This is a genomic window from Azospirillum griseum (assembly GCF_003966125.1).
Classification (GTDB): Bacteria; Pseudomonadota; Alphaproteobacteria; order Azospirillales; family Azospirillaceae; genus Azospirillum; species Azospirillum griseum.
Window position 1 is genome coordinate 137,098 of sequence record NZ_RXMA01000006.1, and the last position, 24,292, is coordinate 161,389.

Sequence of the window (24,292 nt, forward strand, 5' to 3'; positions counted from 1 at the left end):
CAGAACAGGCGGTGCGTTTCTTTGTTGTGCGAAACGTTCAGAAGGTTATCCTTTGGGTCAGGTTTTGCCAACCCGGAGAGAAAGAACCATGACGACTCGTGTGCTTGCGACGCTGCTGGCCGGTTCGGCCCTTGGCCTGTCGATGGCCTGTGCGGCGCTTCCGGCCCAGGCCCAGGAATTCGCGCCTGCGGTGGTGTTTGACCAGGGTGGCAAGTTCGACAAGTCGTTCAACGAAGCCGCCTACACCGGGGCCGAGCGCTTCAAGAAGGAAACCGGCGTCGCCTATCGCGAGTTCGAAATCACCAACGAAGGCCAGCGCGATCAGGCGCTGCGCACGCTCGTGCGCCGTGGCGCGTCGGTGATCGTCGCCGTCGGCTTCTCCCAGGCCGCCGCCGTGGACAAGGTGGCCAAGGAATCGCCCAACACCAAATTCTGCCTGATCGACGACAAGCTGGACGCCCCGAACATCCAATCGGTGACGTTCAAGGAGCATGAAGGTTCCTTCCTGGTCGGCATGGCCGCCGGTCTGGTGTCGAAGTCGGGCAAGGTCGGCTTCATCGGCGGCATGGACATTCCGCTGATCCGCAACTTCCAGGTCGGTTACGAGCAGGGCGTCAAGCACGTCGTTCCGGCGGGCGAGGTCTTCACCAACATGACCGGGACCACCCCGGCCGCCTGGAACGACCCGACTCGCGGGGCGGAACTGGCCAAGAGCCAGTTCGGGCGCGGGGCCGACGTGGTGTTCGCCGCCGCCGGGGCCACCGGCATGGGCGTGCTTCAGGCCGCTGCGGACACCGGCAAGCTCGGCATCGGCGTGGACAGCAACCAGAACCACGTCCATCCGGGCAAGGTGCTGACCTCCATGGTCAAGCGCGTCGATGTCGTGGTCTATGACTGCATGAAGTCGGCCAAAGATGGGACGTGGAAGGCGGGCCACCGCGTGGTCGGTCTGAAGGAGGATGGGGTCGGCTACGCGCTCGACGCCAACAACCGCCCGCTCATCACGCCGGAGATCGAAAAGAAGCTGGAAGACGCCAAGGCGCAGATCATCGGCGGCTCGCTGACGGTCAAGCCCTACCAGCCCTGAGGCGCGGCGATCCATGTCGGACACCCAGAAGCGGGCGGACTCCCGCAACCCGGTCCCGCCCGCGCTGGAACCCCCTGCGCTTGAAACGGTCTCGATCAACAAATGGTTTGGCAGCAACCACGCCAACCGTGACGTGTCGTTGACCGTTCCCAAGGGGACGATCCACGGCGTGATCGGCGAAAACGGGGCTGGCAAATCGACGATCATGAGCATCGTCTACGGCTATCTCCGCGCCGATTCCGGTGACATCCGGGTGCATGGCCGGTCGGTGTCCATCCGCAGCCCGCGCGACGCGCTGGGGGTGGGCATCGGCATGGTCCACCAGCATTTCATGCTCGTGGATCCCTTCACCGTGCTGGAAAACGTTCTGCTGGGGGCGGAGGGGGGCGTCACCCTGTCCGCCGGGATGGAGCGGGCGCGCGCCGAGCTGACCCGGCTGGCCAAGGATTACGGCCTGGAGGTTGATCTGGAGTCCCCGGTCGGTGATCTGCCGGTCGGGGCGCAGCAGCGCGTGGAGATCCTCAAGGCCCTCTACCGGGGGGCGGAGATCCTGATCCTGGACGAGCCGACCGGGGTGCTGACCCCGCAGGAGGCCGACCACCTCTTCACCATTCTGCGGGCGCTGCGCGCGCAGGGCAAAACGGTCATCATCATCACGCACAAGCTGCGCGAGATCATGGCCCTGACCGACCATGTGACGGTGATGCGGCGCGGTCAGGTGGTGGCCAACGTCGCCACCCCCGACACCAGCCGGGAGCAGTTGGCCGAACTGATGGTCGGGCGCAAGGTGCTGCTGCGGGTGGACAAGACTCCGGCGCGGCCCACCGGCGAAGTCCTGCGGGTCGAGGGGCTGCGCGTCCTCGACCCGTCGGGGGTGGAGCGGGTGAAGGGCATCGGGCTGTCGGTGCGGGCGGGCGAAATCGTCGGCATCGCCGGGGTGTCCGGCAACGGCCAGTCGGAGTTGCTGGAGGCGTTGGCCGGGATGCGGCCAATCCAATCCGGCTCCGTGCGGCTGCGGGGGGAGGAACTGGCGGGGCATCCCGACCGCTTCAACGCCCACGCGTTGCGTCGTCTGGGGGTGGGGCACATCCCGGAGGACCGCCAGAAGGTCGGGCTTGTCACCAGCTTTTCGGCGGAGGAATGCTCGATCCTCGGCTTTCACGACGATCCGGCCTGGAACGGGCGGATTCTGCTGGACCGCGCCGCCGTCGCCGCCAATTGCGCCGCCCAGATGGAGGCGTACGACACCCGTCCGCGCAACGGCGGGCTGAACGCCGCCAATTTCTCCGGCGGCAACCAGCAAAAGATCGTGCTGGCGCGCGAGATCGAACGGAACCCCGATCTGCTGTTGGTCGGTCAACCGACGCGCGGCGTGGACATCGGGGCCATCGAGTTCATTCACCGGCGGCTCGTCGCCCTGCGCGACCAGGGCAAGGCGATCCTGCTGGTGTCGGTGGAGTTGGACGAAATCCGCGCCCTGTCCGACCGCATCATCGTCATGTTCGACGGCCATCTGGTGGGCGAGGTCGCCCCCGACGAGGCCGACGAAACCCGCCTGGGCATGATGATGGCGGGCTGTGCGTGAGGGTGTGAACCGGCGGGGGCAAGGCACCCCCGCCGACTCTCCGTCAATCCATCACTTTGCGAACAACTGGCCCAGATCGGCGAACGCCTTGAACTCCAGCGCGTTGCCCGCCGGGTCCAGGAAGAACATGGTCGATTGTTCGCCGACCTGCCCCTTGAAGCGGGTGTAGGGTTCGATGACGAACTGGACGCTCGCCGTGCGCAGCCGTTCGGCCAACGCCTCCCAATCCGCCGGGGACAGGACGACGCCGAAATGCGGAACCGGCACGTCGTGGCCATCGACCGGGTTGTGGTGCGCGCCCGGCGCGTTGTCGTCGCGCGGCTTCAGATGGGCGACGATCTGATGGCCGTACAGGTTGAAATCGATCCACTGATCGCTGCTGCGCCCCTCCGGGCAGCCCAGAACCGTGCCGTAGAAATGACGGGCGACGGCCAGATCATCGACCGGAAAGGCGATGTGAAAGGGCATAACGGTGCTCATGGATGGGGTCTCGCTCTGGCTGGTGAGTGGCTGATGACGCTTAGGAAAACCGATCCGTTCGGGGTTGACAAACGAGTTCTTGGGCGGCTTTTTATGAGTTCAACTCATGGGTCTCGCTCCTCGCCATGGCCGACCGCTCCCTGCCGTCCCTGAACGCCGTCCGCAGCTTCGTCGCCGTGGCCCGCCATCTCAGCTTCACCAAGGCCGCCGCCGATTTGTCGGTGACGCAAGGGGCGGTCAGCCGGATGATGCAGACCCTGCACGCCGATCTTGGCGTGGAGCTGTTCCGCCGCGTCGGGCGGGGGATCGAACTGACCCCGTCGGGGGAGGCGTTCTACGCCGAAGCCTCCCAGGCGCTGGACCGCATCGCGGCGGCGGCGCGGGCGGTGCGCCAGCAGGATGGCGGGGTGTTGCGGGTCAGTGCGCTGCCCACCCTGGCGCAACGCTGGCTGGTCCCGCGCCTGAAGAGCTTCCAGACCGCGAATCCCGACATTCTCGTCGATGTCAGCGTCAGCGAACACAACGTCGATTTCGCCAAGGAACCGCTGGACGTCGCCATCCGATTCGGCGTTGATGGCTGGGCCGGGGCGGTGACGACGCCGATGATGGCGGAAACCATCGGGGTGTTCTGCGCCCCGGCGTTGCTGGAGCAAGGGCCGCCGCTGCGCCATCCGTCGGATCTGCCCCGGCACCGGCTGTTGCAGCACACCACCCGGCCCGACGCGTGGCGCGGCTATCTCGGGGCCTTTGGCCTGACCCTGCCGGATTCGGCGCTGTCGCTGGGGTTCGAGCATTTCTTCATGATCATCGAAGCGGCGTCGGCGGGCATGGGCGTGGCGCTGTTGCCGGTGTTTCTGGTGCAGGACGATCTTGCCTCCGGGCGGTTGGTGCAGCCCTTCTCCGAAACGCTGCGCCAGCGCGGCAGTTACTTCATCGCCCACGCCCCCGGCGCGGAGCGGGCGCGGCGAATCCGCCTGTTCAAGACGTGGCTGCTGTCGCAAATCGACGGAACAGGCTGATTTGGCCCGATTGGTTTGTAAAAGTCTTTGGTGTCCGGTTGATCGGGCGGTTAAGAATCGACGGCGATCATTCATCGTCGGGGGCACATGGTGCAGATCGGATCGGGGAAGGGTCAGCCGGGCGCGGTGCCGGGCTGGGTTGGCTACGCGCTGTTGCCGCTGTTGAATCTGATCGCCGCCTTCGCGCTGTCGGGGCTGGTGATCCTCATCATCGGTGAAAATCCGGTCAAGGTGCTGTCGCTGATGCTGACGGAGGCCGTCGGCTATCCCGAGGCCATCGGCTACACCCTGTATTACACGACGAATTACATCTTCACCGGCCTGGCGGTCGCCATCGCCTTCCATTGCGGCCTGTTCAACATCGGCGGCGAGGGGCAGGCCTACATCGGCGGTTTGGGGGCGGGGTTGGTGGCGCTGGCGCTGACCGGTTGGCCCTGGCCGGTGGTGATGGTGCTGGCGATCGCCGCGTCGGCCCTGTTCGGCGCGGCCTGGGCCTTTCTGCCCGCCTGGCTTCAGGCCAAGCGGGGCAGCCACATCGTCATCACCACGATCATGTTCAATTTCATCGCCGCGTCGGTGATGACCTATCTGCTGGTCGATGTGCTGATCCGCCCCGGCAGCCAATCGCCGGAAACCCGCGAATTCGACCCCGGCGTCTGGTTGCCCTCGATGGAACGGGCGCTGGGCTGGGTGGGGGTGACGGTCCCGCAATCGCCGCTGAACCTGTCCTTCCTGTGGGCTATCGCCTGCTGCGTGCTGTTCCAGATTTTCCTGCGCCACACCCGCTGGGGGTATGAGCTGCGGACGGTGGGCCGGAACGAGAGGGCGGCGGTCTATGCCGGGATTTCGCCGTCGCGCAACATCATCATCGCCATGCTGATCTCGGGCGCGCTGGCCGGCTTTGTCGGCATCAACGAAATTTTGGGCGTGCAGCACCGCATCCTGCTGAACTTCACCGGCGGCGTCGGTTTCGTCGGCATCGCGGTGGCGCTGATGGGCCGCAACCACCCCGTCGGCATCGTGCTGGCGGCGCTGCTGTTCGGCGTGCTGGCCCAGGGCGGCGGGCAGGTCTCGTTCGAATACCCCACGATCAACCGCGAATTGGTGATGGTCATCCAGGGGCTGGTCATCCTGTTCGCCGGGGCGATGGAGAATCTGTTCAAGCCGCAGGTGGAGGCGCTGTTCCGCCGCCGCGCGGCCAGCGCCGACACGGCGGTGACGGCGGGGAGGGGCTGAGCCATGGACGATCTGTTCATCCTGCTGCTGCAACTGCTGGGGGCCACCATCCGGGTGGCCACGCCGCTGGTGCTGGCGGCCTTCGCCGGGATGTATTGCGAGCGCGCGGGCGTGGTGGACATCGGGCTGGAAGGCAAGATGCTGGCCGGGGCCTTTTTCGCCGCCGCCGCCGCCGCGACCACCGGCAGCCCGTGGCTGGGCCTGCTGGCGGCGATGGCCGCCGGGGTGACGCTGGCGCTGATCCATGGCTTTGCCTGCATCACCCACAACGGCAATCAGGTGGTGTCCGGCATGGCGATCAACATTCTGGTCGCCGGTCTGGCCCCGACGCTGGCCTATGCCTGGTTCAAGCAGGGCGGCCAAACGCCGCTGTTGCCCTCCACCGCCCGCCTGCCGTCGGTCGAGATGCCGGGGGTGGAGGCGCTGGGCGGCGTGCCGGTGCTGGGGGCCGTCTATCGCGAGCTGGTGAACGACACCAACCTGCTGATCTGGGTGACGCTGGTCATCGTGGTGGCGACGCAATGGGTGCTCTACCGCTCGCGCTTCGGCCTGCGGCTGCGCGCCGTGGGGGAAAACCCCTCGGCGGTGGAAACCGCTGGCATTTCCGTCACACGGCTGCGCTATCAGGCTTTGATGGTGACGGGGGCGCTGACCGGCATGGCCGGGGCCTATCTGTCGACCGGCCACGGCGCGGGCTTTGTGCGGGACATGACGGCGGGCAAGGGGTATCTGGCGTTGGCCGCGCTGATCTTCGGCAAATGGCGGCCGGTGCCGACCCTGTTCGCCTGCCTGCTCTTCGCCTTCACCGACGCGGTGCAGGTGCGGTTGCAGGGCGTGCCGCTGCCGGGCATCGGCGTCATTCCGGTGCAGTTCATCCAGATGCTGCCCTATGTGCTGACCGTGCTGCTGCTGGCCGGGTTCGTCGGCAAGGCCATCGCCCCGAAGGCGAGCGGCATCCCCTATGTGAAGGAGCGCTGACCGCATGGCCGCGTTGGACCCTCAATTGGAACGCCTGATCGACGCCGCCCGCGCGGTGCGGCTGAACGCCCACGCCCCCTATTCCAAATTCAAGGTCGGGGCGGCGATCCTGGGCGAGTCCGGGCGGATCTTCGTCGGGGCCAATGTGGAAAACGCCGCCTACCCGCAGGGGCAATGCGCCGAAAGCTCCGCCATTGGCGCGATGGTGGCGGCGGGCGACCGCCGCATCCGCGTGATCGTGGTGATGGGCGGTGAACCGGGCGATCCCCTGTGCACGCCCTGCGGCGGTTGCCGCCAGCGCATCCGTGAATTCGCCGCCGCCGACACGCCGATCCATGTCTGTGATCCGGCCGGGCTGCGGCAGAGCTTTGTGTTGAACGATCTGTTGCCGCACTCGTTCGGCCCCGACAATGTGGCGTTCTGACCGGAGAGTTGAGAGATGACCGCTGACCGCGCCGCTGCGGAACTGTTGACCCGCGCCCCGGGCCGTCGGCCACGGGTGGGGATCGTGTTGGGGTCCGGGCTGGGCGACATCGCCGACCGCATCGCCGACTCCGTGGCCATCCCCTATGGCGAGCTGCCGGGCTTCCCGGTTCCCAGCGTGTCCGGCCACGCCGGGCGGCTGGTGGTGGGCAGCCTGGGCGGGGTGGACGTCGCCTGCATGCAGGGCCGGGTTCACGCCTATGAGGGCAACGGCTTCGACGCGCTGCGCACGGCGATCCGCGCGTTGAAGCGGGCGGGCTGTGACACGCTGATCCTGACCGCCGCCGTCGGCTCCCTGCGGCTGGAGGTGGGGCCGGGCCGTCTGATGGCGATTTCCGACCATCTGAACCTGCTGGGGGCCAACCCGCTGACCGGCCCGAACGATGAGTCCTTTGGCGACCGTTTCCCCAGCATGACCGACGCCTGGGACCCAGCGTTGCGCGCCCTGCTGAAGGACGTTGCCGCCGGGCAGGGGCTGGACCTGGCCGAGGGGGTTTACGCCGCCTACGCCGGTCCGTCCTTTGAAACCCCCGCCGAGGTGCGGATGATGAAGACGCTGGGGGCCGACGCGGTGGGCATGTCCACCGTGCCCGAATGCATCATCGCCCGCCATTGCGGGTTGCGGGTGGTGGGCTGCGCGGTCGTCACCAATCTGGGGGTCGGCCTCAGCGACGGGCCGGTCGATCATCACCAGACCCTGAGCGCGGCGACCGCCGCCGCCGGGGATCTGGAACGGCTGCTCATCGGTTTTCTGGAGCGTCTCTACCAACAGGAAGGCCCCCGGTCATGAAACTGCCCGCCGATCTGCAACTGGCGCTCGACCATGTGGCCGCGACGCCGTCGGACGCCGACACGGCGCGCCGCGCCGTCGGGATGCTGGATTTGACCAACCTGAACGACGGCGACACCGACGTGGTGGTCGAGGCGCTGTGCGCGCGGGCGCACACGCCGGTCGGTCCGGTTGCGGCGGTTTGTGTCTGGCCGCGCTTCGTCGCCACCGCGCGCCGGGCGCTGGGTGACAGCCCGGTGCGCATCGCCACCGTGGTGAATTTCCCGACCGGGGAAGGCGACGCGGCGGGTGTGGCGGCGGAAACGCGGGCGGCCATCGCCGACGGCGCGCACGAGATCGATGTGGTCCTGCCCTACCGTGCCTACATCGACGGCGCGCGCAGCAAACCGATTGCACTTTTGAAAGCCTGCCGCGAGGCGTGCGGCGATTCGGCGCTGATGAAGGTCATTTTGGAATCGGGCCAGTTCCCCGACGCCGACCTGCTGGGTTGGGCCTCGCGCGACGCCATCGCGGCGGGGGCCGATTTCCTGAAGACCTCCACCGGCAAGACGCAACCAGCGGCCACGCTGGACGCGGCGGCGGTGATGCTGGGGGCGATCCACGAATCGGGCAAACCCGTCGGCTTCAAGGCGGCGGGCGGCATCCGCGACGCCGCCGGGGCGGCGGTGTTCCTGGCGCTGGCCGATCATCTGCTGGGCGACGGGTGGGCGACGCCGCAGAGCTTCCGCTTTGGCGCGTCGAGCCTGCTGGACGCGCTGCTGGCGGCGGCGACTGCTGGGGCGGGGGCGGGCGAGACCCCGGCGGCCCCGTCCTCGGGCTATTGACACCGGTTTACTGAGACGAAAAGGGCAGGGCGGATGCTTCCCCAAGAGATCGTTCGGGCCAAGCGCGATGGCCAGACGCTGGACGCGACGACGATTCAGGCCTTCGTGCGCGGCATCACCGACGGCACGGTGACGGAAAGCCAGGCTTCGGCCTTTGCCATGGCGGTGTTTTTCCGGGGCATGGATCTGGGCGAGCGGGTGGCGCTGACCCGTGCCATGCGCGATTCCGGCACGGTGATGGATTGGCGCGGCCTGAACCTGCCCGGCCCGGTGATTGACAAGCATTCAACCGGCGGGGTCGGTGACAAGGTCAGCCTGATCCTTGCCCCGATGCTGGCGGCCTGCGGCGGCTTCGTGCCGATGGTGTCCGGGCGCGGCCTGGGCCACACCGGCGGCACGCTCGACAAGTTCGAGGCGATCCCCGGCTACCGCGCCAAGCCTGACAACGATCTGCTGCGCAAGGTGGTGAAGGAGGTTGGCTGCGCGGTGATCGGGGCCACCGACGACATCGCCCCCGCCGACAAGCGGCTGTACGCCATCCGCGACGTGACGGCGACGGTGGAATCGCTCGACCTCATCACCGCGTCGATCCTGTCCAAGAAGCTGGCCGCCGGGCTGGACGCGCTGGTCATGGACGTCAAGTTCGGCTCCGGGGCCTTCATGCCGACGCTGGCGCAGGCGGAGGCGCTGGCCGAGAGCATCGTCACCGTGTCCGTCGGGGCGGAACTGCCCGCCGTCGCCCTGCTGACCGACATGAACGAGGTGCTGGGTCACAGCGCGGGCAACGCGCTGGAGATGCGCGAGTGTCTGGCGATCCTGCGCGGGGAGGGTTCGGAACCCCGCCTGTATGAGGTGACGGCGCAGTTGGCGGCGGAACTGCTGGCCCTGTGCAAGCTGGCTCCTGATGTCGCGACGGGCCGGGCGATGGCCGACCGGGTGATGGAGAACGGGCAGGCGGCGGACCGCTTCGCCCGCATGGTCCACGCGCTGGGCGGACCGTCCGACCTGCTGGAGAATCCCGACCGCTACCTCGACAGCGCGCCGGTGGTGCGCCCGTTGCTGGCCGACCGCGCCGGGCACGTCGCCGCCATCGACACCCGCGCCGTGGGCATGGCGGTGGTTGCCTTGGGCGGCGGACGGACCAAGACGAGCGATCCCATCGACTTCGCCGTCGGGTTCGACGCCGTCGCCGGGCTGGGGGCGGAGGTCGGGCCGGGCCGTCAGCCGCTCGCCATCGTTCACGCCCGCAGCGAGGCCCAGGCCGACGAGGCCGAACGCCGCCTGCGCGCCGCCTTCACCATCGCCGACACCGCCCCGCCGCGCGGGCCGCTGATCGCCAAGCGGATCTGACGGGTATGACGGATGTGGCCATCGGTGCAGGGTCGCGTGGCCATCTGCGGACCATCGGGCTGGCGCTGGCCGGGTTTGGTCTGTTTTCGGCAAGCGATGCGGTGATGAAGGTGATGGCGGGGGGCTACCCCCTGCCGCAGACGGTCTTTTTCAACTCCTTGTTCGCGCTGCTTCCCATCGTGGGTTTTGCCCTGTGGAGCGGTGGTTTGAACCGTCTGGGCACCCGGCGGCCCGGTTTGCATCTGCTGCGCAGCGCGCTGGGCCTTACCACCGGTTACGCGGGGTATTTCGCCTTTGCCCGCATGCCGATGGCCGATGTCTACGCCATCCTCTTCACCGCGCCGTTGGTCATCACCCTGCTGTCGGCCCTGCTGTTCGGGGAGCGGGTGGATGGGCGGCGGTGGGCGGCGGTGCTGATCGGTTTTGCCGGGGTGCTGGTGATGAACCGCCCCAGCGCCGACGGGCTGCTGAACGTGGGTGCGTTGGGGGCGATGCTGTGCGCGTTGAGCTACGCCGCCTCGGCTCTCATCATCCGGCACAAGGGGCAGACGGAACACCCGCTGACCTTCCCGTTCTACGTCAATCTTCTGACGCTGCCGGTGATGGGGGGGCTGTTGCCGGGGGCCTATGTGCCCTTGGCCGCCAGCGATCTGGCGGTGATGGCGCTCGGCGGCGTGCTGTCGGGCGTGGCGCTGACCTGCCTGTTGACCGCCTTCCGCAACGCGCCGTCGCCGGTGATCGCGCCGTTCCAATACTCGCAAATCCTGTGGGGCGTGCTGTTCGGCGTGGTCCTGTTCGGCGATTGGCCGGAACCCAAGCTGGCGGTCGGGTTGCTGCTGGTGGTGGGCAGCGGCCTGTATCTGCTGCGCCGGGAGGCGCGCGATACGGGCGCCTGAGCGCGGCACCGGGCAGACCTGCGGTGGTGGCATTGGGAAACCGGTGGGTGTGCATATAATCTGTGCACTCATCGCTCGGCTGATCGGGCGTGCCGTGTCTGAAGCGAATCCCCATCATGTCCGACGTTCTGAAAAGCGCCGATTGCCGCACCGTTGTCGAACCGTCCGCCCCGGCGGATTCGGTGCCCTACGCCGTTGGCTGCTTTCTGGCCTCCATCGTTCTGTTCGCGGTGATGGACACGCTCATCAAGCTTCTGACCGCGACCATCCCGGTCCCGCAACTGATGTTCGTCCGCTCGGTGGTGGCGTTGGCCTTGATCGGCGGCTACGCGATGGTGTGCGGCGGCGGCTTGGCCTCGCTGCGCACCAAGCGGCCCTTGGCCCATGTCTGGCGGGCCTTCGCCGGGCTGATCTCGATGGGGTGCTTCTTCTACGCCTTCAAGCATCTGCCCTTGGCCGATGTTTATGTGCTGAACTTCGCCGGGCCGCTGTTCATCACCGCGCTGTCGGTGCCGCTGTTGGGTGAAAAGGTGGGGTGGCGGCGTTGGGTTGCCGTGCTGGTCGGGTTCGGCGGCGTGCTGGTGATGGCGCAGCCGAGCAGCGGCGCGCCGATTGGCCCGGTGCTGGTCGGGCTGTGCGCGGCCCTGTTCTACGCCCTGTCGCTGCTGACGGTGCGCGGACTGTCGAAAACGGAAACCGCCACCTCCATCGTCGTCTATCTGCTGCTGACGACCAGCACGGTCAGCGGCGTGTTGGCGATCCCGGTCTGGGAAACCCCGACGGTGACGGAAGGGCTGCTGCTGCTGGCCGTCGGTGCGCTCGGGGCCGTCGCCCAGGTCCTCATCACCCAGGCGTTCCGCCGCGCCCCGCCCGCCGTGGTCGCCCCCTTCGAATACACCGGCATGGTGTGGGCCAGCCTGTTCGGCTATCTGGTGTTCGGCGATCTGCCGACGGTCCCGGTCATCGCCGGGGCGATGGTCATCATCGGCAGCGGCCTCTACATCCTCCACCGCGAAACCATGGCGGCGAAGGGATGAGCGCGGGCGGTTGAGGGCGCGCATCCGGTTCCACGCTTGACAGCGCAAGGCGGGCGGCGACATTGTCGCCCGTCTTTTTTCGGCTGGGGTGCCTGCGGGGTCGCGGGCTGAGACACACCCATCGAACCTGATCTGGGTCATGCCAGCGAAGGGAGCCGACCGCGCCGATCCGGTGGCCGCAATGGCGGTCCGGGGGAGCGGTCCGGGCGTCCGGCTGGTTTTTTGGAGGCTTGGCGGATGCGGCGCGGCGTGGTTTCCCTTGTGGTGGGTCTGATGACGGTGGCGGGTGCGGCACGGGCCGATGGCCTGTCCTTCCCGGTTCTGGTTCCCTTGACCGGCTTCCTGTCGCTGGAAGGGACCAGCCAGCGCAACGGTGCGCTGCTGGCGCTGAAGGAGGCTCCCGCCGGTCTGGTCGGGGCAGCGGAGACCATCGACACCGGCACCTCGCCCGAGGCCGCCGTGACCGCGCTGGAGCGGGCGGCGGGCGGTGGCCCGGTCGGGGCCGTGGCGGCGAGCATGCTGGGAACCCAGATGCTGGCGATGCTGCCCTTGGCCGCCGAACTGAAGGTTCCGCTCGTCACCGTGTCGGGGACCGCCGCCATCACCGAACAGAACAACCCGTGGGTGTTCCGCTTCTTCCCCGGCGACGCCGTGACCAAGACCGCCCATGCCCGCTATGTGGTGGAGGAGCTGAAAAAGAGCCGCCCGGCGGTGATTTATCAGACCACCGCCTATGGTCAGAGCGGCAAGACCCATCTGGACAGCGCCTTCCGCGCCCTGAACGTCACCCCGGTCTTTCAGGAGGGGGTGGACCCGACGGCCAAGGATCTGCTGCCGGTGCTGACCCGCGCGCTGGCGACGAACCCGGATGTTCTGGTGCTGCATCTGCACGCCGGGCCGACGGCGCTGTTGCTGAAGCAGGCGGCGACCAGCGGCCTGTCGATCCCGGTGGTGGCCGGGTCGGCGATGCACCAGCCCAGCACGGCGGCGCTGCTGGAACCCGCCGAGTTGAAGGGCGTCTGTGCGGAGACCGCCGCGTCGCCGGTGTCCGGCGGCAACCCTGCGGTGGAAACCTTCACCGCGTCCTACCGCGCGGCCTTCGGCAAGGAGCCGGACGCCTTCGCGCTCGGCCAGTATGACGGCATGATGATGGTGCTGGCGGCGGTGAAGGCCGGGGCGAAAACCGCCGAGGATGTGCGCAAGGCGCTGTCGGTCGGCCGTCACGACGGGTTGGCGATGCGCTACGCCTCCGACGGCAAGGGCAACATGGCCCATTCCGCCGTGATCGTCTGCTACGACGGGAGCAACCGGGTTCCCACCCTGGTCAAGCGGTACGACAACGTGACGGGCGTGGTGAAGTGAGGTGGTGACGGCGGTTCAGCTTCTGGTCAACGGCCTGGCGCTGGGGGCGGCCTATGCCCTGGTCGCGCTGGGCTTCGTGCTGGTGCTGAACGCCACCTCGGCGGTCAATTTCGCCCAGGGCGATCTGGTGATGGCGGGCGGGCTGCTGGCGGTGGCGCTGGCCCCGCTGCTGCCGTCGGCGGTGCCGGTCCCGGGGTTGCTGCTGCTGCCGCTGGTGCTGGTGCTGATGGCCGGGTTGGGGCTGTTGCTGGCGCTGGTGGCCTATCTGCCGCTGCGGCGGCGTCCGCCGGTGTCGGTGTTCATCAGCACGATTGCCATCGGCATCATTCTGCAAAACGGGGCCGCCGTGCTGTTCGGGCCGGAACCGCGCGTCGGCCCGCCGCTGCTGGGCGACGGCGTGGTGCGCGTCGGTGGGGTGGCGGTTCCGGAACAGTCGCTGGCGATCATGGTGGTGGCGGCGCTGTTGATCGGGGCGCAGCATCTGGTGTTCAGCCGCACCCAGCTTGGCCGACGGCTGCGGGCCACGGCCCAGGATCCCGAAATGGCGCGGGCCTGCGGCGTGCCGGTGACGCGGATGATCCTGCTGACCTTCGCGATTGGCGCGGCCTGCGCCGGGGCGGCGGGGCTGCTGCTCGCCAACCGCTATTTCATGACGCCGACGGCGGGCGGCGACCTGATCCTCAAGGCCTACATCGCGGTGACGGTCGGCGGCTGGGGGTCGGTTCCCGGTGCGGTGCTGGGCGCGCTGCTGATCGCGCTGTTCGAGGTCGGCGTGTCCTGGCTGCTGTCGCAACCGGTGGCGCAAGGGGCGCTCTATGGCGTGTTGCTGGTGATTCTGGTGCTGCGGCCGCAAGGGCTGTTTGGCGAAGCGGTGCGCCGCCGTGCGTGATTGGCTTTGGCGTGAGCGGGTTGGAGCCGTGGCGCTGGCGTTGGCGGCGGGCGGGCTGCTGGCCTACGCGCTCCTCTGGGCCTCGCCCTATGGGTTGCGGGTGCTGACGGTCGCCGGGGTCTACGCGCTGGCCAGCTTTGGCTTTCAGATCATCTTCGGGTTGGGCGGGGCGCTGTCGCTGGCGCAGGGGGCGTTTTTTGGCCTGGGGGCCTACGTCACCGGCATTCTGGGCAGCCGCTACGGCTTTGACGCGTCCGTCACCTTTCCGCTGTCGCTGTTGGCCCCGTTGCTGGTGGCGCTGCCGGTCGGGTTGGCGGTGTTGCGGCTCGACTCCCATTATTTTGCCCTGGCGACGCTGGGGGTGGCGCAGGTGCTCCATCTGCTGGTCGTCAATCTGCCCGATCTGACCGGCGGGGCGAACGGTGTGCCGGGGGTCCCGCCCTTTGCCCTGTTCGGCTGGAGCGCGCCGCGCGGCCTGCCCACCACCGCGCTGGTCTGGGGGATGGTGGCGGTCGGCGGGCTGATCGGCTGGCGGGTGGCGCGCGGGCGGCTGGGCCGGTCCTTGGCGTTGGTGCGGGACGATCCGATGGCGGCGGCCTGCCTGGGGTTGGACGTCGGGCGGCTGCGACTGACGGCCTTTGTCCTGTCGGCGCTCTACGCCGGGGCAGCCGGGGCGCTGGCGGTCCACACGCAGCGGGTGGTGTCGCCGGAGGTGCTGGAATTTCCGGTGATGGTGACGATCCTGACCATCGCCGTGGTCGGTGGGCGCGGGCGGATGGTCGGCGCGCTGCTGGGGGCGCTGCTGCTGATCCATCTGCCGGAATGGTTCCGGGGGCTGGAGCGCAGCTATCTGATCGTGTATGGCGCGGCGCTGCTTCTGGTGATCCTGCTCGCGCCGATGGGGTTGACCGGCCTGTGGGCGCGGCTGTTTCCCCCGCCCGGCCGCCCGCTGCCCGACCCGGTGGAACCGCCCGCCCGGCCCGCCCGCAACGGCGAACGTCTGCGGGCCGAGGGGGTGACGAAGGATTTCGGCGGGGTGCGGGCGCTGGATGGGGTGTCGCTGCGGTTGGAGGCGGGCGTCATCGTCGGGCTGATCGGGCCGAACGGCTCGGGCAAGACCACGCTGATCAACGCGCTGTCGGGGCTGGAGCGGGTGGATTCCGGGCGGTTGTGGATCGATGGCCGGACAATGACCAACGCACGGCCCGACCGCATCGCGCGGGCCGGTCTGGCCCGCAGCTTCCAGGCGGCGATTTTGCCCGACGACGCTACGGCGCTGGAGGCGGTGGCCGCCGCCCGCCTGCCGTTGGACCGTCGGGTGGAGTGGGCGGAAGCACACGCCCGTTGGGCGTTGGAGCGGCTGGGGGTGGGGGCGTTGGCGGATCGGCTCTGCCACGGGCTACCGGCGGCGTTGCGGCGGCGGGTGGAGCTGGCGCGGGCGCTGGCCCGCCGCCCGTCGGTGCTGCTGCTCGACGAACCGGCGGCGGGCCTGACCGACGCGGAAAAGGCCGAGTTGGCCGCGCTGCTGCGCGCGCTGGCGGCCGATGGCATGGCCCTGCTGGTGGTGGAGCATGACATGGAGTTCCTGTTGCCGCTGGCCGACCGGGTGCTGTGCCTGGACCGGGGCCGCAGGCTGTACGACGGCGCGCCGGACGGCGTGCGGCGCGACGCGGGCGTGATCGCCGCCTATCTCGGCGGGGTGGGGGCATGACCGCCCTGCTGTCAACCGGGCTGCTGTCGGTGGAGGGGCTGACCGCCGGGTATGGCGGGGCGGTGGCGGTCGATGGCGTGTCGCTGACCGTGGCGGCCGGGGAAACGGTCGCCCTCTTGGGTGCCAACGGCGCGGGCAAATCGACGCTGTTCAAGGCCATTCTCGGGCTGGTTCCGGCGCGTGGGGGGGTGCGGCTGGACGGGGTGGACATCACCGGCCTGCCGACCGAACAGCGGGTGGGGCGCGGCCTTGGCTACGTGCCCGAAGGACGGCGGGTGTTCGCCGGGATGAGCGTACGCGACAATCTGGAGGTCGCCGGTCTGCCCGACCGCCGCGCCCGCGCGCAGGATGTCGAGCGCGTCTTCGCCCTGTTCCCCGATCTGGCGCGCAAAAGCGCTGAGGCGGCCTGGCGGCTGTCGGGCGGGCAACAGCAGATGCTGAGCCTGGGGCGCGCCCTGATGGGGCGGCCCCGGCTGTTGCTGCTCGACGAACCGTCGTTGGGCCTGTCGCCCAAGCTGGCGCAGGAGCTGTTTGCCGCCGTCGCGGCGGTGGCGGCGGGCGGCACGGCGGTGCTGGTGGCCGAACAGAGCGCCAGCCGCGCCCTGACCATCGCCCCGCGCGCGCTGCTGTTGTGGCTGGGGCGGGTGGTGCGGGACGGACCGGTGGGTGATTTTTCGGCAACGGTGTTGCAGGATGCGTTCTTCGGGCTGTGAGATCGGGCCTTGGCACGGTGGTTGCCCTTGCGGATGCGGTCGCGCGCCGTTAGCTTCGCCGCCACAACCTGCCCATGGATTTCGCCCGATGACCGCCCGCCTTGCCGCTTCGCTGTCCACTCTGTTGCTGTTGGGGACGGCCTTGCCCGTGGCGTTGGCCGCGCCGATTGGGGATGGGTCGGGGATCGGCGCGCAGGTCGCGGAACTGGTCCCGGTCGAACCGGCGATTCCCCCGGCCTTGTATTACGGCGCGCCGTCGGCAGGCAGCGAGGTGGTGGTCCCCAACACGCCGCCGCCCGGCACCCCCGGCGGTGCGAGGGCGGACGCCGCACCAGAAAAGACCGGTCCGGCGGAGCTGATCGATGGCTGGGAGGGCGGAGCCGCCAAGGACAAGGACGGCAAATTCGCCTATTGCGTGGTGGAGGGGAATTTCACCTCCGGCCACACGCTGGTGATCGCGCGCAGCCCGAAGGGCGAAACCAATCTGGGCATCGGCATCCCCGGGGCCGAACTGCCGCAGGGCGACCGTTGGCCGGTGAAGATCGAGGTTGACGGCAAGTTCAAGCGCGAACGCGTCGCCGTCGCCTCGCAATCCGACATGCTGGTGATTCCCAACGGCAAGGACGAGGAGTTCGTCACCGCGCTCAGCACCGGCAAGGAGCTGGTGGTGCTCTCCACCTCCGACCGCATCGCCTTTGTGCTGAAGGGCACCAAGAAGGTGTTGGCCGACCTGAAAAACTGCGTGGACAAGGGTGGCGACGTGCCGCTCATCAAGACGTCGACCGGCAAGCCTGCCACCCCCAACGCCCTGACCGCCGGTCGTTTGCCCGAAGGATTGACCAGTCTGCTGGCCGCCGCCGGTGTGCGCGACGCCGAGCCGGTCCCGTTGGACAAGGTTCCGCCCGACCAGCGCCCGGCCGATGTGGCGTGGCGCTTCGGCCCGCTGGTGGGCGGCATCCGCGAACGCGTGGTTGGCGAAGGCGTGAATCTGGATGAACTGTCCAGCAATTTTGCCGAATCGATGAAGGCCCGTTGCGAAGGCACCGGAACGATCACGCTGAACAACAGCGAGCAGGCGGGTGGCATCACCCTGCGCACCGGTGCCGTCGATTGCGCGCTGAAGCAGGCGACGCTGCACGTCAGCCTGACCTTCATGCTGTCGCAAGGGCGGCTGTTCACCGTTCTGTTCCACGAATCGGCGGACCGTGACGCCGCGCTGGCCGACAAGGTGCGCGACAACCTGACCCAGGTTCTGCGCAAGGCTGGAACCGCGCCCGCTCCGGCGGCGGCCCCCGCCGCGACGGCACCCTCTGCGCCGCCCGCAACGACGCCCAGCCCCCCCGTCGGCGCTCCCGCGCCCGCCCCGGCCCCGGCGGCAACACCCGCTCCTGCGGCTCCCGTCGCACCCGCTCCGTCTGCGACGACACCGGCCCCCTCCGCGCCCAGCCAGACCGCGCCCCAGGCGCCGACTCCCACGGGGTCGGTTCCACCGCTGCCGGGCCGCAAGCCCTGATGTAAGGAAATTCTTACACCCAACGAAACACCCCGCCGACGGTTGCCATCGGCGGGGTGTTTCGTTGAGGGGGGAGCGTCGCTTACGGGGTCGGGTCCGGGACGATGCCCAGAACCTCCGCCGCCATTTTGGCGACGTTGCCGTTGATTGGCGGCGGGGTGATGTTGACCCCAGCCTTCAGCGTCTTGGTGATGGTTTCCAGCACGCTGAGACGGGCCGACCATTTGGAGTTGGCGGCGATAGCGTGCCAGGGCGCGCTCGCGGTGGAGGTGCGGTCGAACATGGTTTCGGTCGCCTTCACGTAATCGTTCCAGCGCGCGCGGTTGCGCAAATCCTCTTCGGTCAGCTTCCAGCGCTTGTAGGGGTTGTTCAGCCGTTCGCGGAATCGTTCAAGCTGCTCTTCCGGGGTGATGTGCATGAAAAGTTTGACGATCCGCACGCCGTCGTCGGTCAGCAGCCGTTCGAACTCGACGATCTCGTCATAGGCCCGTTTCCAATTGTCCTTGCTGGTGAATTTCTCCACCCGCTCCACCAGCACCCGGCCATACCAGGAGCGGTCAAAGATGGCGAAGGTTCCCCCGGCGGGCAGCTTGGTCCAGAAGCGGTAGAGGTAATGCTTGCTCTGCTCCTCCGCCGTCGGGGCGGAGATCGGCCAGACGTGGAAGCCGCGCGGGTCGAGCGGTTCGGTCATCCGCCGGATCGCCCCGCCCTTGCCGCTGGCGTCCCAGCCTTCGAACACGATGATCGCCCGGCGCTTTTCGTGCCAATAGGTTTGCTGGATGCGCAGCAGTTCCTTTTGCAGCTTGCCGAGGCGGCGGTCGTACTCCTCCGCCGAATCGACCCGGTTGATCTGGTGATCCAGCTTGCTCAGGCGGATTTTCGGAATCTTGTCGGTCGTCGTGGCCATGCCCGGGTCCTTGCGTGGTGGCGGATGTCGCTGCACCGGATCCGACAACGGGGGTGGACGAACTGTCAACGGGTGAAACCGTCGCGGGCAAGGGGCGGGGGGCACCAAACGAAACAGGCGCGCCACCGGGGCGCGCCTGCCGTACCGTCACACCGATGGGGCGTGCAGTCCGATCAGTCGTTCTTCACCTTGGCGTAGGAACCGGGGGCGTCGTCCAGAACCTTCAGGGCACCATCGCCGGGCTGGCGGGCCGGAACCTTGCCGTCGGCGTATTGCGACACCCAGTTGTTCCACTCCGGCCACCACGAGCCTTCGGTCTGCTTGGCCCCTTCCAGCCACGCGTCGCTCGACTTCGGCAGCTTGTCGCTGGTCCAGTAGCAGTATTTGTTGGCGGCGGGCGGGTTGACCACACCGGCGATGTGGCCGGACGCGCCCAGCACGAACTTGACCGGGCCACGGAACTGCTGCGCGCCCATGTAGGTGCTCTTCCACGGGGCGATGTGGTCTTCGCGCGCCGACAGGAACAGGGTGGGGGTCTTCACCTTGGTCAGGTCGATCGGCACCCCGGCCAGCGACACCGCGCCCGGCTGCACCAGCAAATTCTTCTGGTACATGTTGCGCAGATAGAAGCTGTGCATGGCGGCGGGCATGCGGGTGCTGTCGCCGTTCCAATAGAGCAGATCGAAGGGGAAGGGATCCTTGCCCAACAGATAGTTGTTCACCACGAACGACCAGATCAGATCGTTGGCGCGCAGCATGTTGAAGGTGGTCGCCATCTTGGCGCCGTCGAGATAGCCCTGTTCGGCCATCTGCCCTTCGATGAAGGTCAGCTGCTCCTCGTCGATGAAGATCGACAATTCGCCCGCTTCGGTGAAATCCAGCATGGTGGTGAAGAAGGTCGCCGACTTGATCCGGTCGTCCTTCTTGACCGCCATATAGGCGAGCGTGGAGGCGAGCAGCGTGCCGCCCAGGCAATAGCCGATGGCGTTGACATCGCGTTCGCCGGTCGCCTTTTCGATGGCACCCAGCGCGGCGAGCGGGCCTTCCAGCATGTAATCTTCAAACGACTTGGCCGCCAGCGTCTCGTCCGGGTTGACCCAGGACAGAACGAACACGGTGTGGCCCTGGTCCACCGCCCATTTGATGAAGCTGTTCTTCTCGCGCAGATCCAGGATGTAATATTTGTTGATCCAGGGCGGCACGATCATCAGCGGGCGCTTGTTCACGTCCGGCGTGGTCGGGGTGTATTGCAGCAACTGCATCAGCGGGGTTTCGAACACGACCTTGCCGGGCGTGACCGCGATGTTCTTGCCAAGCTGGAAGGCGTCGTAATCGGTCATGGAGATGCGCAGCTCACCCTTGCCGCGCTCCAGATCGGTCAACAGATGCTCCAGACCCTTGACCAGGTTTTCGCCACCCGTCTCGATGGTCTTGCGCAGAACCTCCGGGTTGGTCATGACGAAGTTCGACGGGGCCATCGCGTCGACAAACTGGCGGGTGTAGAAATCGACCTTCTTGGCGGTGTGGTCGTCCAGCCCATCCACCTGGTTCACCGTGGATTGCATCCACCGGGCGCTCAACAGGTAGGATTGCTTGATGAAATCGAACAGGGTGTTTTCGTCCCAGGCCGAATCCTTGAAACGGCGGTCTTCCTTGCTGGGGGCGATCACCGGCTGGGCATCCTGCCCGAACATCCGCTGGGTGGTGCGCTGCCACAGCGTCAGGTAATCCTGCCACAACGTCATCTGCGCCTGCATGAGCTTGGCCGGATCGGCCATCATGCGGGTGGTCATTTCCAGGAAGGCATGACCCACACCCATCGGGTCGGGGCTTTTCGCGCCAACGCCCTCGGCGGCCTGACGCGACAGAAACTCGGAGACAAGACGCTGGCTCTGTTCGGCGATGCGGGTCATCGCACGGGACATTTCGACCGGATCGGGAAGCTTGACGTCGGGGGCCTGGTTCTCGGCCATGAGTACGGTCCTTCTTGTCTTAAGCGAGTTTTGCGCTTCAGGAGGGGCTTGCGGGCGGCTATACACAGGCGGGTTGGGATATGGTCGCCGTGGAAGGCGTCGGTCGGCAAGTCCTTTTGTGATGCGATGCGGTATCAATCCTGGGTTTCTCATACATCGCAGACGTGAACATTTCATTTCGCACTTTGCCGCACGGACGCGGCGGGGCGAAAATCGGCAAGGGGCCAGCGATGGGGAAGGGACGAAAGACGATGGGTGCGATCGGTCGGCGGATTGGTCTGGTGTGCGTTGCAACGCCAATGATTCTCGGGCTTTCCGCCTGCGCCGAACCCCGGCTCGACAACGGCCTGTGGGGCGCGATGATGGGCGATGATGGGTCCACCAGCGACAAAGCGTCGCCCATCCGCGCGATGAAGGAAAACCGTACGGACTATCCGACCCTGGGCAGCGTCCCGCCACGCCCCACAGGGTTGACCACGGACGCCCAGCGCCAGACCACGATGGACACGCTGACCAACGACCGCGCCGCGTCGCGCAAGCGCAAGGCCGACACCGAGGCGATTCCGATGCCGACTCCGCTGGAGGTTCCCGCCAAGCCGAAGATCGTGCCGGGCAGAAGCTGAGGCGGATCGCCTCGCGCCCGACAATCGGCAGCCGGGACCGTCAACCGTTGTGAGTGGGGGTTGAAAGGAGAGGCGCACGCGCTATTTTGATTCCCCACTGCGGCATCGCGCGGCTCGTGTCTCTCCAGTCCGACGCCCGCCGAGCCACTCACCCAGTCGGAGACGGTCCATGGAAGGGCGCAAGGTTCCCTCGGTTGTGTTCAAAACCCGCGTGCGCGACGAAAGCGTCGGCGGGCCGAATCCGTTCCGCTGGCAGGATGTGACGAGCGACGACCTGTTCGCGGGCAAGCGCGTGGTCGTGTTCTCGCTGCCGGGGGCCTTCACCCCGACCTGTTCGAACGAGCAGTGCCCGGCGTTCGAGCGGATGCACGACGAGTTTACCGCCCTGGGCATCGACGACATTTATTGCCTGAGCGTCAACGACGCCTTCGTCATGTTCCAGTGGGGCAAGAGCCTGAACCTGAGCAAGGTGAAGCTGATCCCCGACGGGTCGGGCCATTTCACCCGCCGCATGGGCATGCTGATCGACAAGGATCATGTCGGTTTCGGTTATCGCTCCTGGCGCTACGCCATGGTGGTGAAGGACGGCGTCATCGAAAAATGGTTCGAGGAGCCGGGCATCAACGACGCCGGTGAAAACGGCGATCCGTATGGCGAATCCTCTCCGGAAAACGTGCTGAGCTACCTGCGCGCCTGATCGGGCGGCGGTTTTTCGCACAGGGGCCGTTCCGGGCGTTGTCCGGGGCGGCCCCTTTTGCGTTTGGGCCATTTGCGTTTGGGCCATTTGCGTTTGGGATGTCCATCGCCCTTGAAATGGAAAATCCCCGGAACAACTTCCTCCTTGGTTGCCGATGGCGGTCGCGTTAGACAAGCAAGGGTGCGACGCAACAGAGGGGCAAGCCGTGATGGGCAACCAAGTGAAAGCATCCCGTGTTCGCGCGGTGGCTGCCGGGATGGCCGCCGGAGTGGCAGCCGGAATGGTCGGGGCCGTGTTGATGGCGGGGACGGCGCAAGCGGCGGAACTGTCGCTGACCAAGCTGGGCCTGACCATCGATCCGGCGCACACCACGGTGTCGGGCATTTCCTCCGGGGCCTACATGGCCGGGCAGTTCCAGATGGCCTTTTCCAACATGGTCAAGGGCGCGGGTCTGGTCGCCGGTGGTCCCTATGGCTGCACCGACGCGACAAGCGGGCAGGCGGCGGCCATGGTGGCGCTGAAGCGCTGCATGGATGTGTCGATCGGGCCGCCCGACGTCGGCGCGCTGGTCGCCAACGCCCGCGCGCGGGAAAAGGCCAAGGACATCGACCCGCTGGCCAATCTGGCCAGCAGCCGGATTTACCTGTTCAACGGCGACAACGACGTGACGGTGAAACGCCCGGTCGCCGACGCCGCCGCGCAGTTTTACGCGACCTTAGGCGTCCCCGCCGCCAATCTCAAATATGTGACGCTGCCCAAGGCGGCGCACGCCCACATCACCGACGGGTATGGTGCCGCCTGCGATCACATCCCCAAGGAAGGGCAACCGGCGGAGTTCATCAACAACTGCCAATATGACCAGTCGGGCGACATCCTGTCCCACCTTTATCCCGACGCCCGCAAACCCAACGCCCCGGAGGCGTCGCGCAAGCCGGTTCTGTTCGATCAAATCCCCTTTGTCGGCGACACCAGCCGCAGCGGCATGGCGACCAGCGGCTACATCTACATCCCCGAATCCTGTGCGGGGGGCGGGCAGACCTGCCGCCTGCACATCGCCTTTCACGGTTGCCGCATGGCGTCCAACCTGATTGGCGATCATTACGCCGTTCACGCCGGGTACAACCGCTGGGCCGACGTGAACAACATCGTCGTGCTTTACCCCCAGATCGACGCAAAGGCCAAGCCGACCGCCAACCCCAAGGCCTGCTGGGATTGGTTTGCCTACACCGGCTACGACTTCGCCCGCAAAAGCGGCTTCCAGATGCAGGCGGTGCGGAAGATGGTTGCGGCGATCACCGGCAACTGATGGCGCCAAGGATCACGGACCGTGTTCTTTGTTCGAATGAAGAAAGAGCGCGGTTCGTGTGCGTCGATGCGTGCGTCAGCGCATTTTGGTTTGCATGACCTTATATAAAATAAGGCATTGAAACCGAACATCAAAATTTCCGAAGGCCATGCATTACATAAACCTCATGTTACGCCCTTGGTTCGCTGTCAGCAAGAACATGAATATCTTTGCGTCTCAAGTTGGATTATAAAATTTCACGGATAACATGGAATTTTCATTTATTGAAATGGATTGAAACGCGCATTATATTCCTGAAACAGTAAACCAACGATCGTTTCTCAATAAAATGGTGCGCTCATGAAATCGCTGATTTCCATTGTCTTTTCTGCGTTTCTCTTTGTGGCTCCGAGTGCGTTCGCGCAAACCGGAGAAACGCCTCCGACCTTGCCGGGGGTGGCCACGGTGACGGCGGCGGACGCCAAACAATTGATCGACAAGGGCGGGGTGGCGTTGGACGTCCGCAAGAAGGCGGCTTACGTCGAGGGCCATGTGCCGGGTGCGAAATCCATCCGTTCGGCCTTCAACGAACAGGCCAAAACCGTGGACCCCACGGCGTTTGGGCCGAACAAGGACGCGGTCATCATCATCTATGGCCACGGGACCGACGGTTGGTCGGCGGTGGACGCTGCCAAGACCGCCGCTGAAGCCGGTTACAAGAACGTGAAATGGCTGCGTGGCGGTTGGAGCGAGTGGAGCAAGGCGGGCCTGCCGACCGAACAGTGACCTGCACGTTTTGACGCCGGAGTGGAAGAGAGGAGTGACATGGCGATGGTGACGAAAAGGCTGCGGGA

Annotated in this window: 23 protein-coding genes and 1 riboswitch; of the genes, 20 read left to right on the top strand and 3 right to left on the bottom strand. The window is 67.0% G+C overall.

Annotation, left to right across the window (positions count from 1 at the left end):
- The first annotated feature begins 88 nt into the window (after positions 1 to 88).
- Positions 89 to 1,087, top strand: coding sequence for a BMP family lipoprotein (locus tag EJ903_RS08860; protein ID WP_126614240.1), 999 nt, complete (start codon positions 89 to 91; stop codon positions 1,085 to 1,087).
- Between the two features lie 13 nt (positions 1,088 to 1,100).
- Positions 1,101 to 2,672 carry an ABC transporter ATP-binding protein gene (locus tag EJ903_RS08865; protein WP_126614242.1) on the top strand — a complete coding sequence of 524 codons (1,572 nt, stop codon included), beginning with the start codon at positions 1,101 to 1,103 and terminating at the stop codon, positions 2,670 to 2,672.
- A 51-nt stretch (positions 2,673 to 2,723) separates the two neighbouring features.
- Here EJ903_RS08865 and EJ903_RS08870 read toward each other — a convergent pair whose 3' ends face one another.
- Positions 2,724 to 3,152 (bottom strand): VOC family protein, encoded by a 429-nt coding sequence (locus tag EJ903_RS08870; RefSeq protein WP_126614244.1) that lies wholly within the window; start codon positions 3,150 to 3,152, stop codon positions 2,724 to 2,726.
- Positions 3,153 to 3,277: 125 nt separating this feature from the next.
- Here EJ903_RS08870 and gcvA point away from each other — a divergent pair, with 125 nt between their 5' ends.
- The 14 genes from gcvA to EJ903_RS08940 all read left to right on the top strand — a co-directional run bounded on the left by gcvA (position 3,278) and on the right by EJ903_RS08940 (position 17,953).
- Positions 3,278 to 4,171 carry a transcriptional regulator GcvA gene (gene gcvA, locus EJ903_RS08875; RefSeq protein ID WP_126614247.1) on the top strand — a complete coding sequence of 298 codons (894 nt, stop codon included), beginning with the start codon at positions 3,278 to 3,280 and terminating at the stop codon, positions 4,169 to 4,171.
- A gap of 87 nt (positions 4,172 to 4,258) precedes the next feature.
- Entirely contained in the window at positions 4,259 to 5,407 is a 1,149-nt protein-coding gene (locus EJ903_RS08880; protein WP_126614249.1) for an ABC transporter permease, read from the top strand.
- Between the two features lie 3 nt (positions 5,408 to 5,410).
- The gene (locus EJ903_RS08885; RefSeq protein WP_174237270.1) at positions 5,411 to 6,385 is read left to right on the top strand and encodes an ABC transporter permease; all 975 of its coding nucleotides are present in this window, start codon (positions 5,411 to 5,413) and stop codon (positions 6,383 to 6,385) included.
- 4 nt (positions 6,386 to 6,389) lie between these two features.
- On the top strand, positions 6,390 to 6,809 hold the full coding sequence (gene cdd, locus EJ903_RS08890; protein ID WP_126614251.1) for a cytidine deaminase: 420 nt from the start codon (positions 6,390 to 6,392) through the stop codon (positions 6,807 to 6,809).
- 15 nt (positions 6,810 to 6,824) lie between these two features.
- Entirely contained in the window at positions 6,825 to 7,658 is an 834-nt protein-coding gene (locus tag EJ903_RS08895; protein WP_126614253.1) for a purine-nucleoside phosphorylase, read from the top strand.
- Positions 7,655 to 8,482: a deoxyribose-phosphate aldolase gene (gene deoC / locus EJ903_RS08900; RefSeq protein WP_126614255.1), complete on the top strand. Its 828-nt coding sequence runs from the start codon at positions 7,655 to 7,657 to the stop codon at positions 8,480 to 8,482. Before EJ903_RS08895 ends, deoC begins: the two co-directional genes overlap by 4 nt.
- Before the next feature lie 33 nt (positions 8,483 to 8,515).
- Positions 8,516 to 9,832 carry a thymidine phosphorylase gene (gene deoA, locus EJ903_RS08905; protein WP_126614257.1) on the top strand — a complete coding sequence of 439 codons (1,317 nt, stop codon included), beginning with the start codon at positions 8,516 to 8,518 and terminating at the stop codon, positions 9,830 to 9,832.
- Positions 9,833 to 9,837: 5 nt separating this feature from the next.
- Complete coding sequence (locus tag EJ903_RS08910) at positions 9,838 to 10,728, top strand: DMT family transporter (RefSeq protein ID WP_126614259.1); 891 nt, start codon at positions 9,838 to 9,840, stop codon at positions 10,726 to 10,728.
- A 116-nt stretch (positions 10,729 to 10,844) separates the two neighbouring features.
- Positions 10,845 to 11,765: a DMT family transporter gene (locus EJ903_RS08915; RefSeq protein ID WP_126614261.1), complete on the top strand. Its 921-nt coding sequence runs from the start codon at positions 10,845 to 10,847 to the stop codon at positions 11,763 to 11,765.
- Between the two features lie 74 nt (positions 11,766 to 11,839).
- A riboswitch (TPP riboswitch) is annotated at positions 11,840 to 11,936 on the top strand.
- Positions 11,937 to 12,014: 78 nt separating this feature from the next.
- The gene (locus EJ903_RS08920; RefSeq protein WP_246015361.1) at positions 12,015 to 13,127 is read left to right on the top strand and encodes an ABC transporter substrate-binding protein; all 1,113 of its coding nucleotides are present in this window, start codon (positions 12,015 to 12,017) and stop codon (positions 13,125 to 13,127) included.
- Between the two features lies 1 nt (position 13,128).
- On the top strand, positions 13,129 to 14,016 hold the full coding sequence (locus EJ903_RS08925) for a branched-chain amino acid ABC transporter permease (RefSeq protein WP_246015363.1): 888 nt from the start codon (positions 13,129 to 13,131) through the stop codon (positions 14,014 to 14,016).
- Positions 14,009 to 15,727 carry a branched-chain amino acid ABC transporter ATP-binding protein/permease gene (locus EJ903_RS08930; protein ID WP_126614265.1) on the top strand — a complete coding sequence of 573 codons (1,719 nt, stop codon included), beginning with the start codon at positions 14,009 to 14,011 and terminating at the stop codon, positions 15,725 to 15,727. The genes EJ903_RS08925 and EJ903_RS08930 overlap by 8 nt, the downstream gene beginning before the upstream one ends.
- Positions 15,724 to 16,440 carry an ABC transporter ATP-binding protein gene (locus EJ903_RS08935; protein WP_126614267.1) on the top strand — a complete coding sequence of 239 codons (717 nt, stop codon included), beginning with the start codon at positions 15,724 to 15,726 and terminating at the stop codon, positions 16,438 to 16,440. The genes EJ903_RS08930 and EJ903_RS08935 overlap by 4 nt, the downstream gene beginning before the upstream one ends.
- An 88-nt stretch (positions 16,441 to 16,528) precedes the next feature.
- Complete coding sequence (locus EJ903_RS08940) at positions 16,529 to 17,953, top strand: hypothetical protein (RefSeq protein ID WP_210211407.1); 1,425 nt, start codon at positions 16,529 to 16,531, stop codon at positions 17,951 to 17,953.
- Positions 17,954 to 18,035: 82 nt separating this feature from the next.
- Here EJ903_RS08940 and EJ903_RS08945 read toward each other — a convergent pair whose 3' ends face one another.
- Complete coding sequence (locus EJ903_RS08945; RefSeq protein WP_126614269.1) at positions 18,036 to 18,860, bottom strand: polyphosphate kinase 2 family protein; 825 nt, start codon at positions 18,858 to 18,860, stop codon at positions 18,036 to 18,038.
- Between the two features lie 173 nt (positions 18,861 to 19,033).
- Complete coding sequence (locus tag EJ903_RS08950) at positions 19,034 to 20,833, bottom strand: PHA/PHB synthase family protein (RefSeq protein ID WP_126614271.1); 1,800 nt, start codon at positions 20,831 to 20,833, stop codon at positions 19,034 to 19,036.
- Positions 20,834 to 21,084: 251 nt separating this feature from the next.
- Here EJ903_RS08950 and EJ903_RS08955 point away from each other — a divergent pair, with 251 nt between their 5' ends.
- The 4 genes from EJ903_RS08955 to EJ903_RS08970 all read left to right on the top strand — a co-directional run bounded on the left by EJ903_RS08955 (position 21,085) and on the right by EJ903_RS08970 (position 24,224).
- The gene (locus EJ903_RS08955) at positions 21,085 to 21,456 is read left to right on the top strand and encodes a hypothetical protein (RefSeq protein WP_246015365.1); all 372 of its coding nucleotides are present in this window, start codon (positions 21,085 to 21,087) and stop codon (positions 21,454 to 21,456) included.
- 169 nt (positions 21,457 to 21,625) lie between these two features.
- On the top strand, positions 21,626 to 22,153 hold the full coding sequence (locus EJ903_RS08960) for a peroxiredoxin (protein ID WP_126614275.1): 528 nt from the start codon (positions 21,626 to 21,628) through the stop codon (positions 22,151 to 22,153).
- A 268-nt stretch (positions 22,154 to 22,421) separates the two neighbouring features.
- Complete coding sequence (locus tag EJ903_RS08965; RefSeq protein WP_246015367.1) at positions 22,422 to 23,459, top strand: extracellular catalytic domain type 2 short-chain-length polyhydroxyalkanoate depolymerase; 1,038 nt, start codon at positions 22,422 to 22,424, stop codon at positions 23,457 to 23,459.
- A gap of 435 nt (positions 23,460 to 23,894) precedes the next feature.
- Complete coding sequence (locus EJ903_RS08970) at positions 23,895 to 24,224, top strand: rhodanese-like domain-containing protein (protein WP_246015381.1); 330 nt, start codon at positions 23,895 to 23,897, stop codon at positions 24,222 to 24,224.
- Positions 24,225 to 24,292 lie beyond the last annotated feature (68 nt).

Bases quoted from the DNA above. Each gene is read 5' to 3' on its own strand.
- EJ903_RS08860 (WP_126614240.1), top strand. From the start codon at position 89: ATGACGACTCGTGTGCTTGCGACGCTGCTGGCCGGTTCGGCCCTTGGC.
- EJ903_RS08865 (WP_126614242.1), top strand. From the start codon at position 1,101: ATGTCGGACACCCAGAAGCGGGCGGACTCCCGCAACCCGGTCCCGCCC.
- EJ903_RS08870 (WP_126614244.1), bottom strand. From the start codon at position 3,152: ATGAGCACCGTTATGCCCTTTCACATCGCCTTTCCGGTCGATGATCTG.
- gcvA (WP_126614247.1), top strand. From the start codon at position 3,278: ATGGCCGACCGCTCCCTGCCGTCCCTGAACGCCGTCCGCAGCTTCGTC.
- EJ903_RS08880 (WP_126614249.1), top strand. From the start codon at position 4,259: ATGGTGCAGATCGGATCGGGGAAGGGTCAGCCGGGCGCGGTGCCGGGC.
- EJ903_RS08885 (WP_174237270.1), top strand. From the start codon at position 5,411: ATGGACGATCTGTTCATCCTGCTGCTGCAACTGCTGGGGGCCACCATC.
- cdd (WP_126614251.1), top strand. From the start codon at position 6,390: ATGGCCGCGTTGGACCCTCAATTGGAACGCCTGATCGACGCCGCCCGC.
- EJ903_RS08895 (WP_126614253.1), top strand. From the start codon at position 6,825: ATGACCGCTGACCGCGCCGCTGCGGAACTGTTGACCCGCGCCCCGGGC.
- deoC (WP_126614255.1), top strand. From the start codon at position 7,655: ATGAAACTGCCCGCCGATCTGCAACTGGCGCTCGACCATGTGGCCGCG.
- deoA (WP_126614257.1), top strand. From the start codon at position 8,516: ATGCTTCCCCAAGAGATCGTTCGGGCCAAGCGCGATGGCCAGACGCTG.
- EJ903_RS08910 (WP_126614259.1), top strand. From the start codon at position 9,838: ATGACGGATGTGGCCATCGGTGCAGGGTCGCGTGGCCATCTGCGGACC.
- EJ903_RS08915 (WP_126614261.1), top strand. From the start codon at position 10,845: ATGTCCGACGTTCTGAAAAGCGCCGATTGCCGCACCGTTGTCGAACCG.
- EJ903_RS08935 (WP_126614267.1), top strand. From the start codon at position 15,724: ATGACCGCCCTGCTGTCAACCGGGCTGCTGTCGGTGGAGGGGCTGACC.
- EJ903_RS08940 (WP_210211407.1), top strand. From the start codon at position 16,529: ATGACCGCCCGCCTTGCCGCTTCGCTGTCCACTCTGTTGCTGTTGGGG.
- EJ903_RS08945 (WP_126614269.1), bottom strand. From the start codon at position 18,860: ATGGCCACGACGACCGACAAGATTCCGAAAATCCGCCTGAGCAAGCTG.
- EJ903_RS08950 (WP_126614271.1), bottom strand. From the start codon at position 20,833: ATGGCCGAGAACCAGGCCCCCGACGTCAAGCTTCCCGATCCGGTCGAA.
- EJ903_RS08955 (WP_246015365.1), top strand. From the start codon at position 21,085: ATGGGTGCGATCGGTCGGCGGATTGGTCTGGTGTGCGTTGCAACGCCA.
- EJ903_RS08960 (WP_126614275.1), top strand. From the start codon at position 21,626: ATGGAAGGGCGCAAGGTTCCCTCGGTTGTGTTCAAAACCCGCGTGCGC.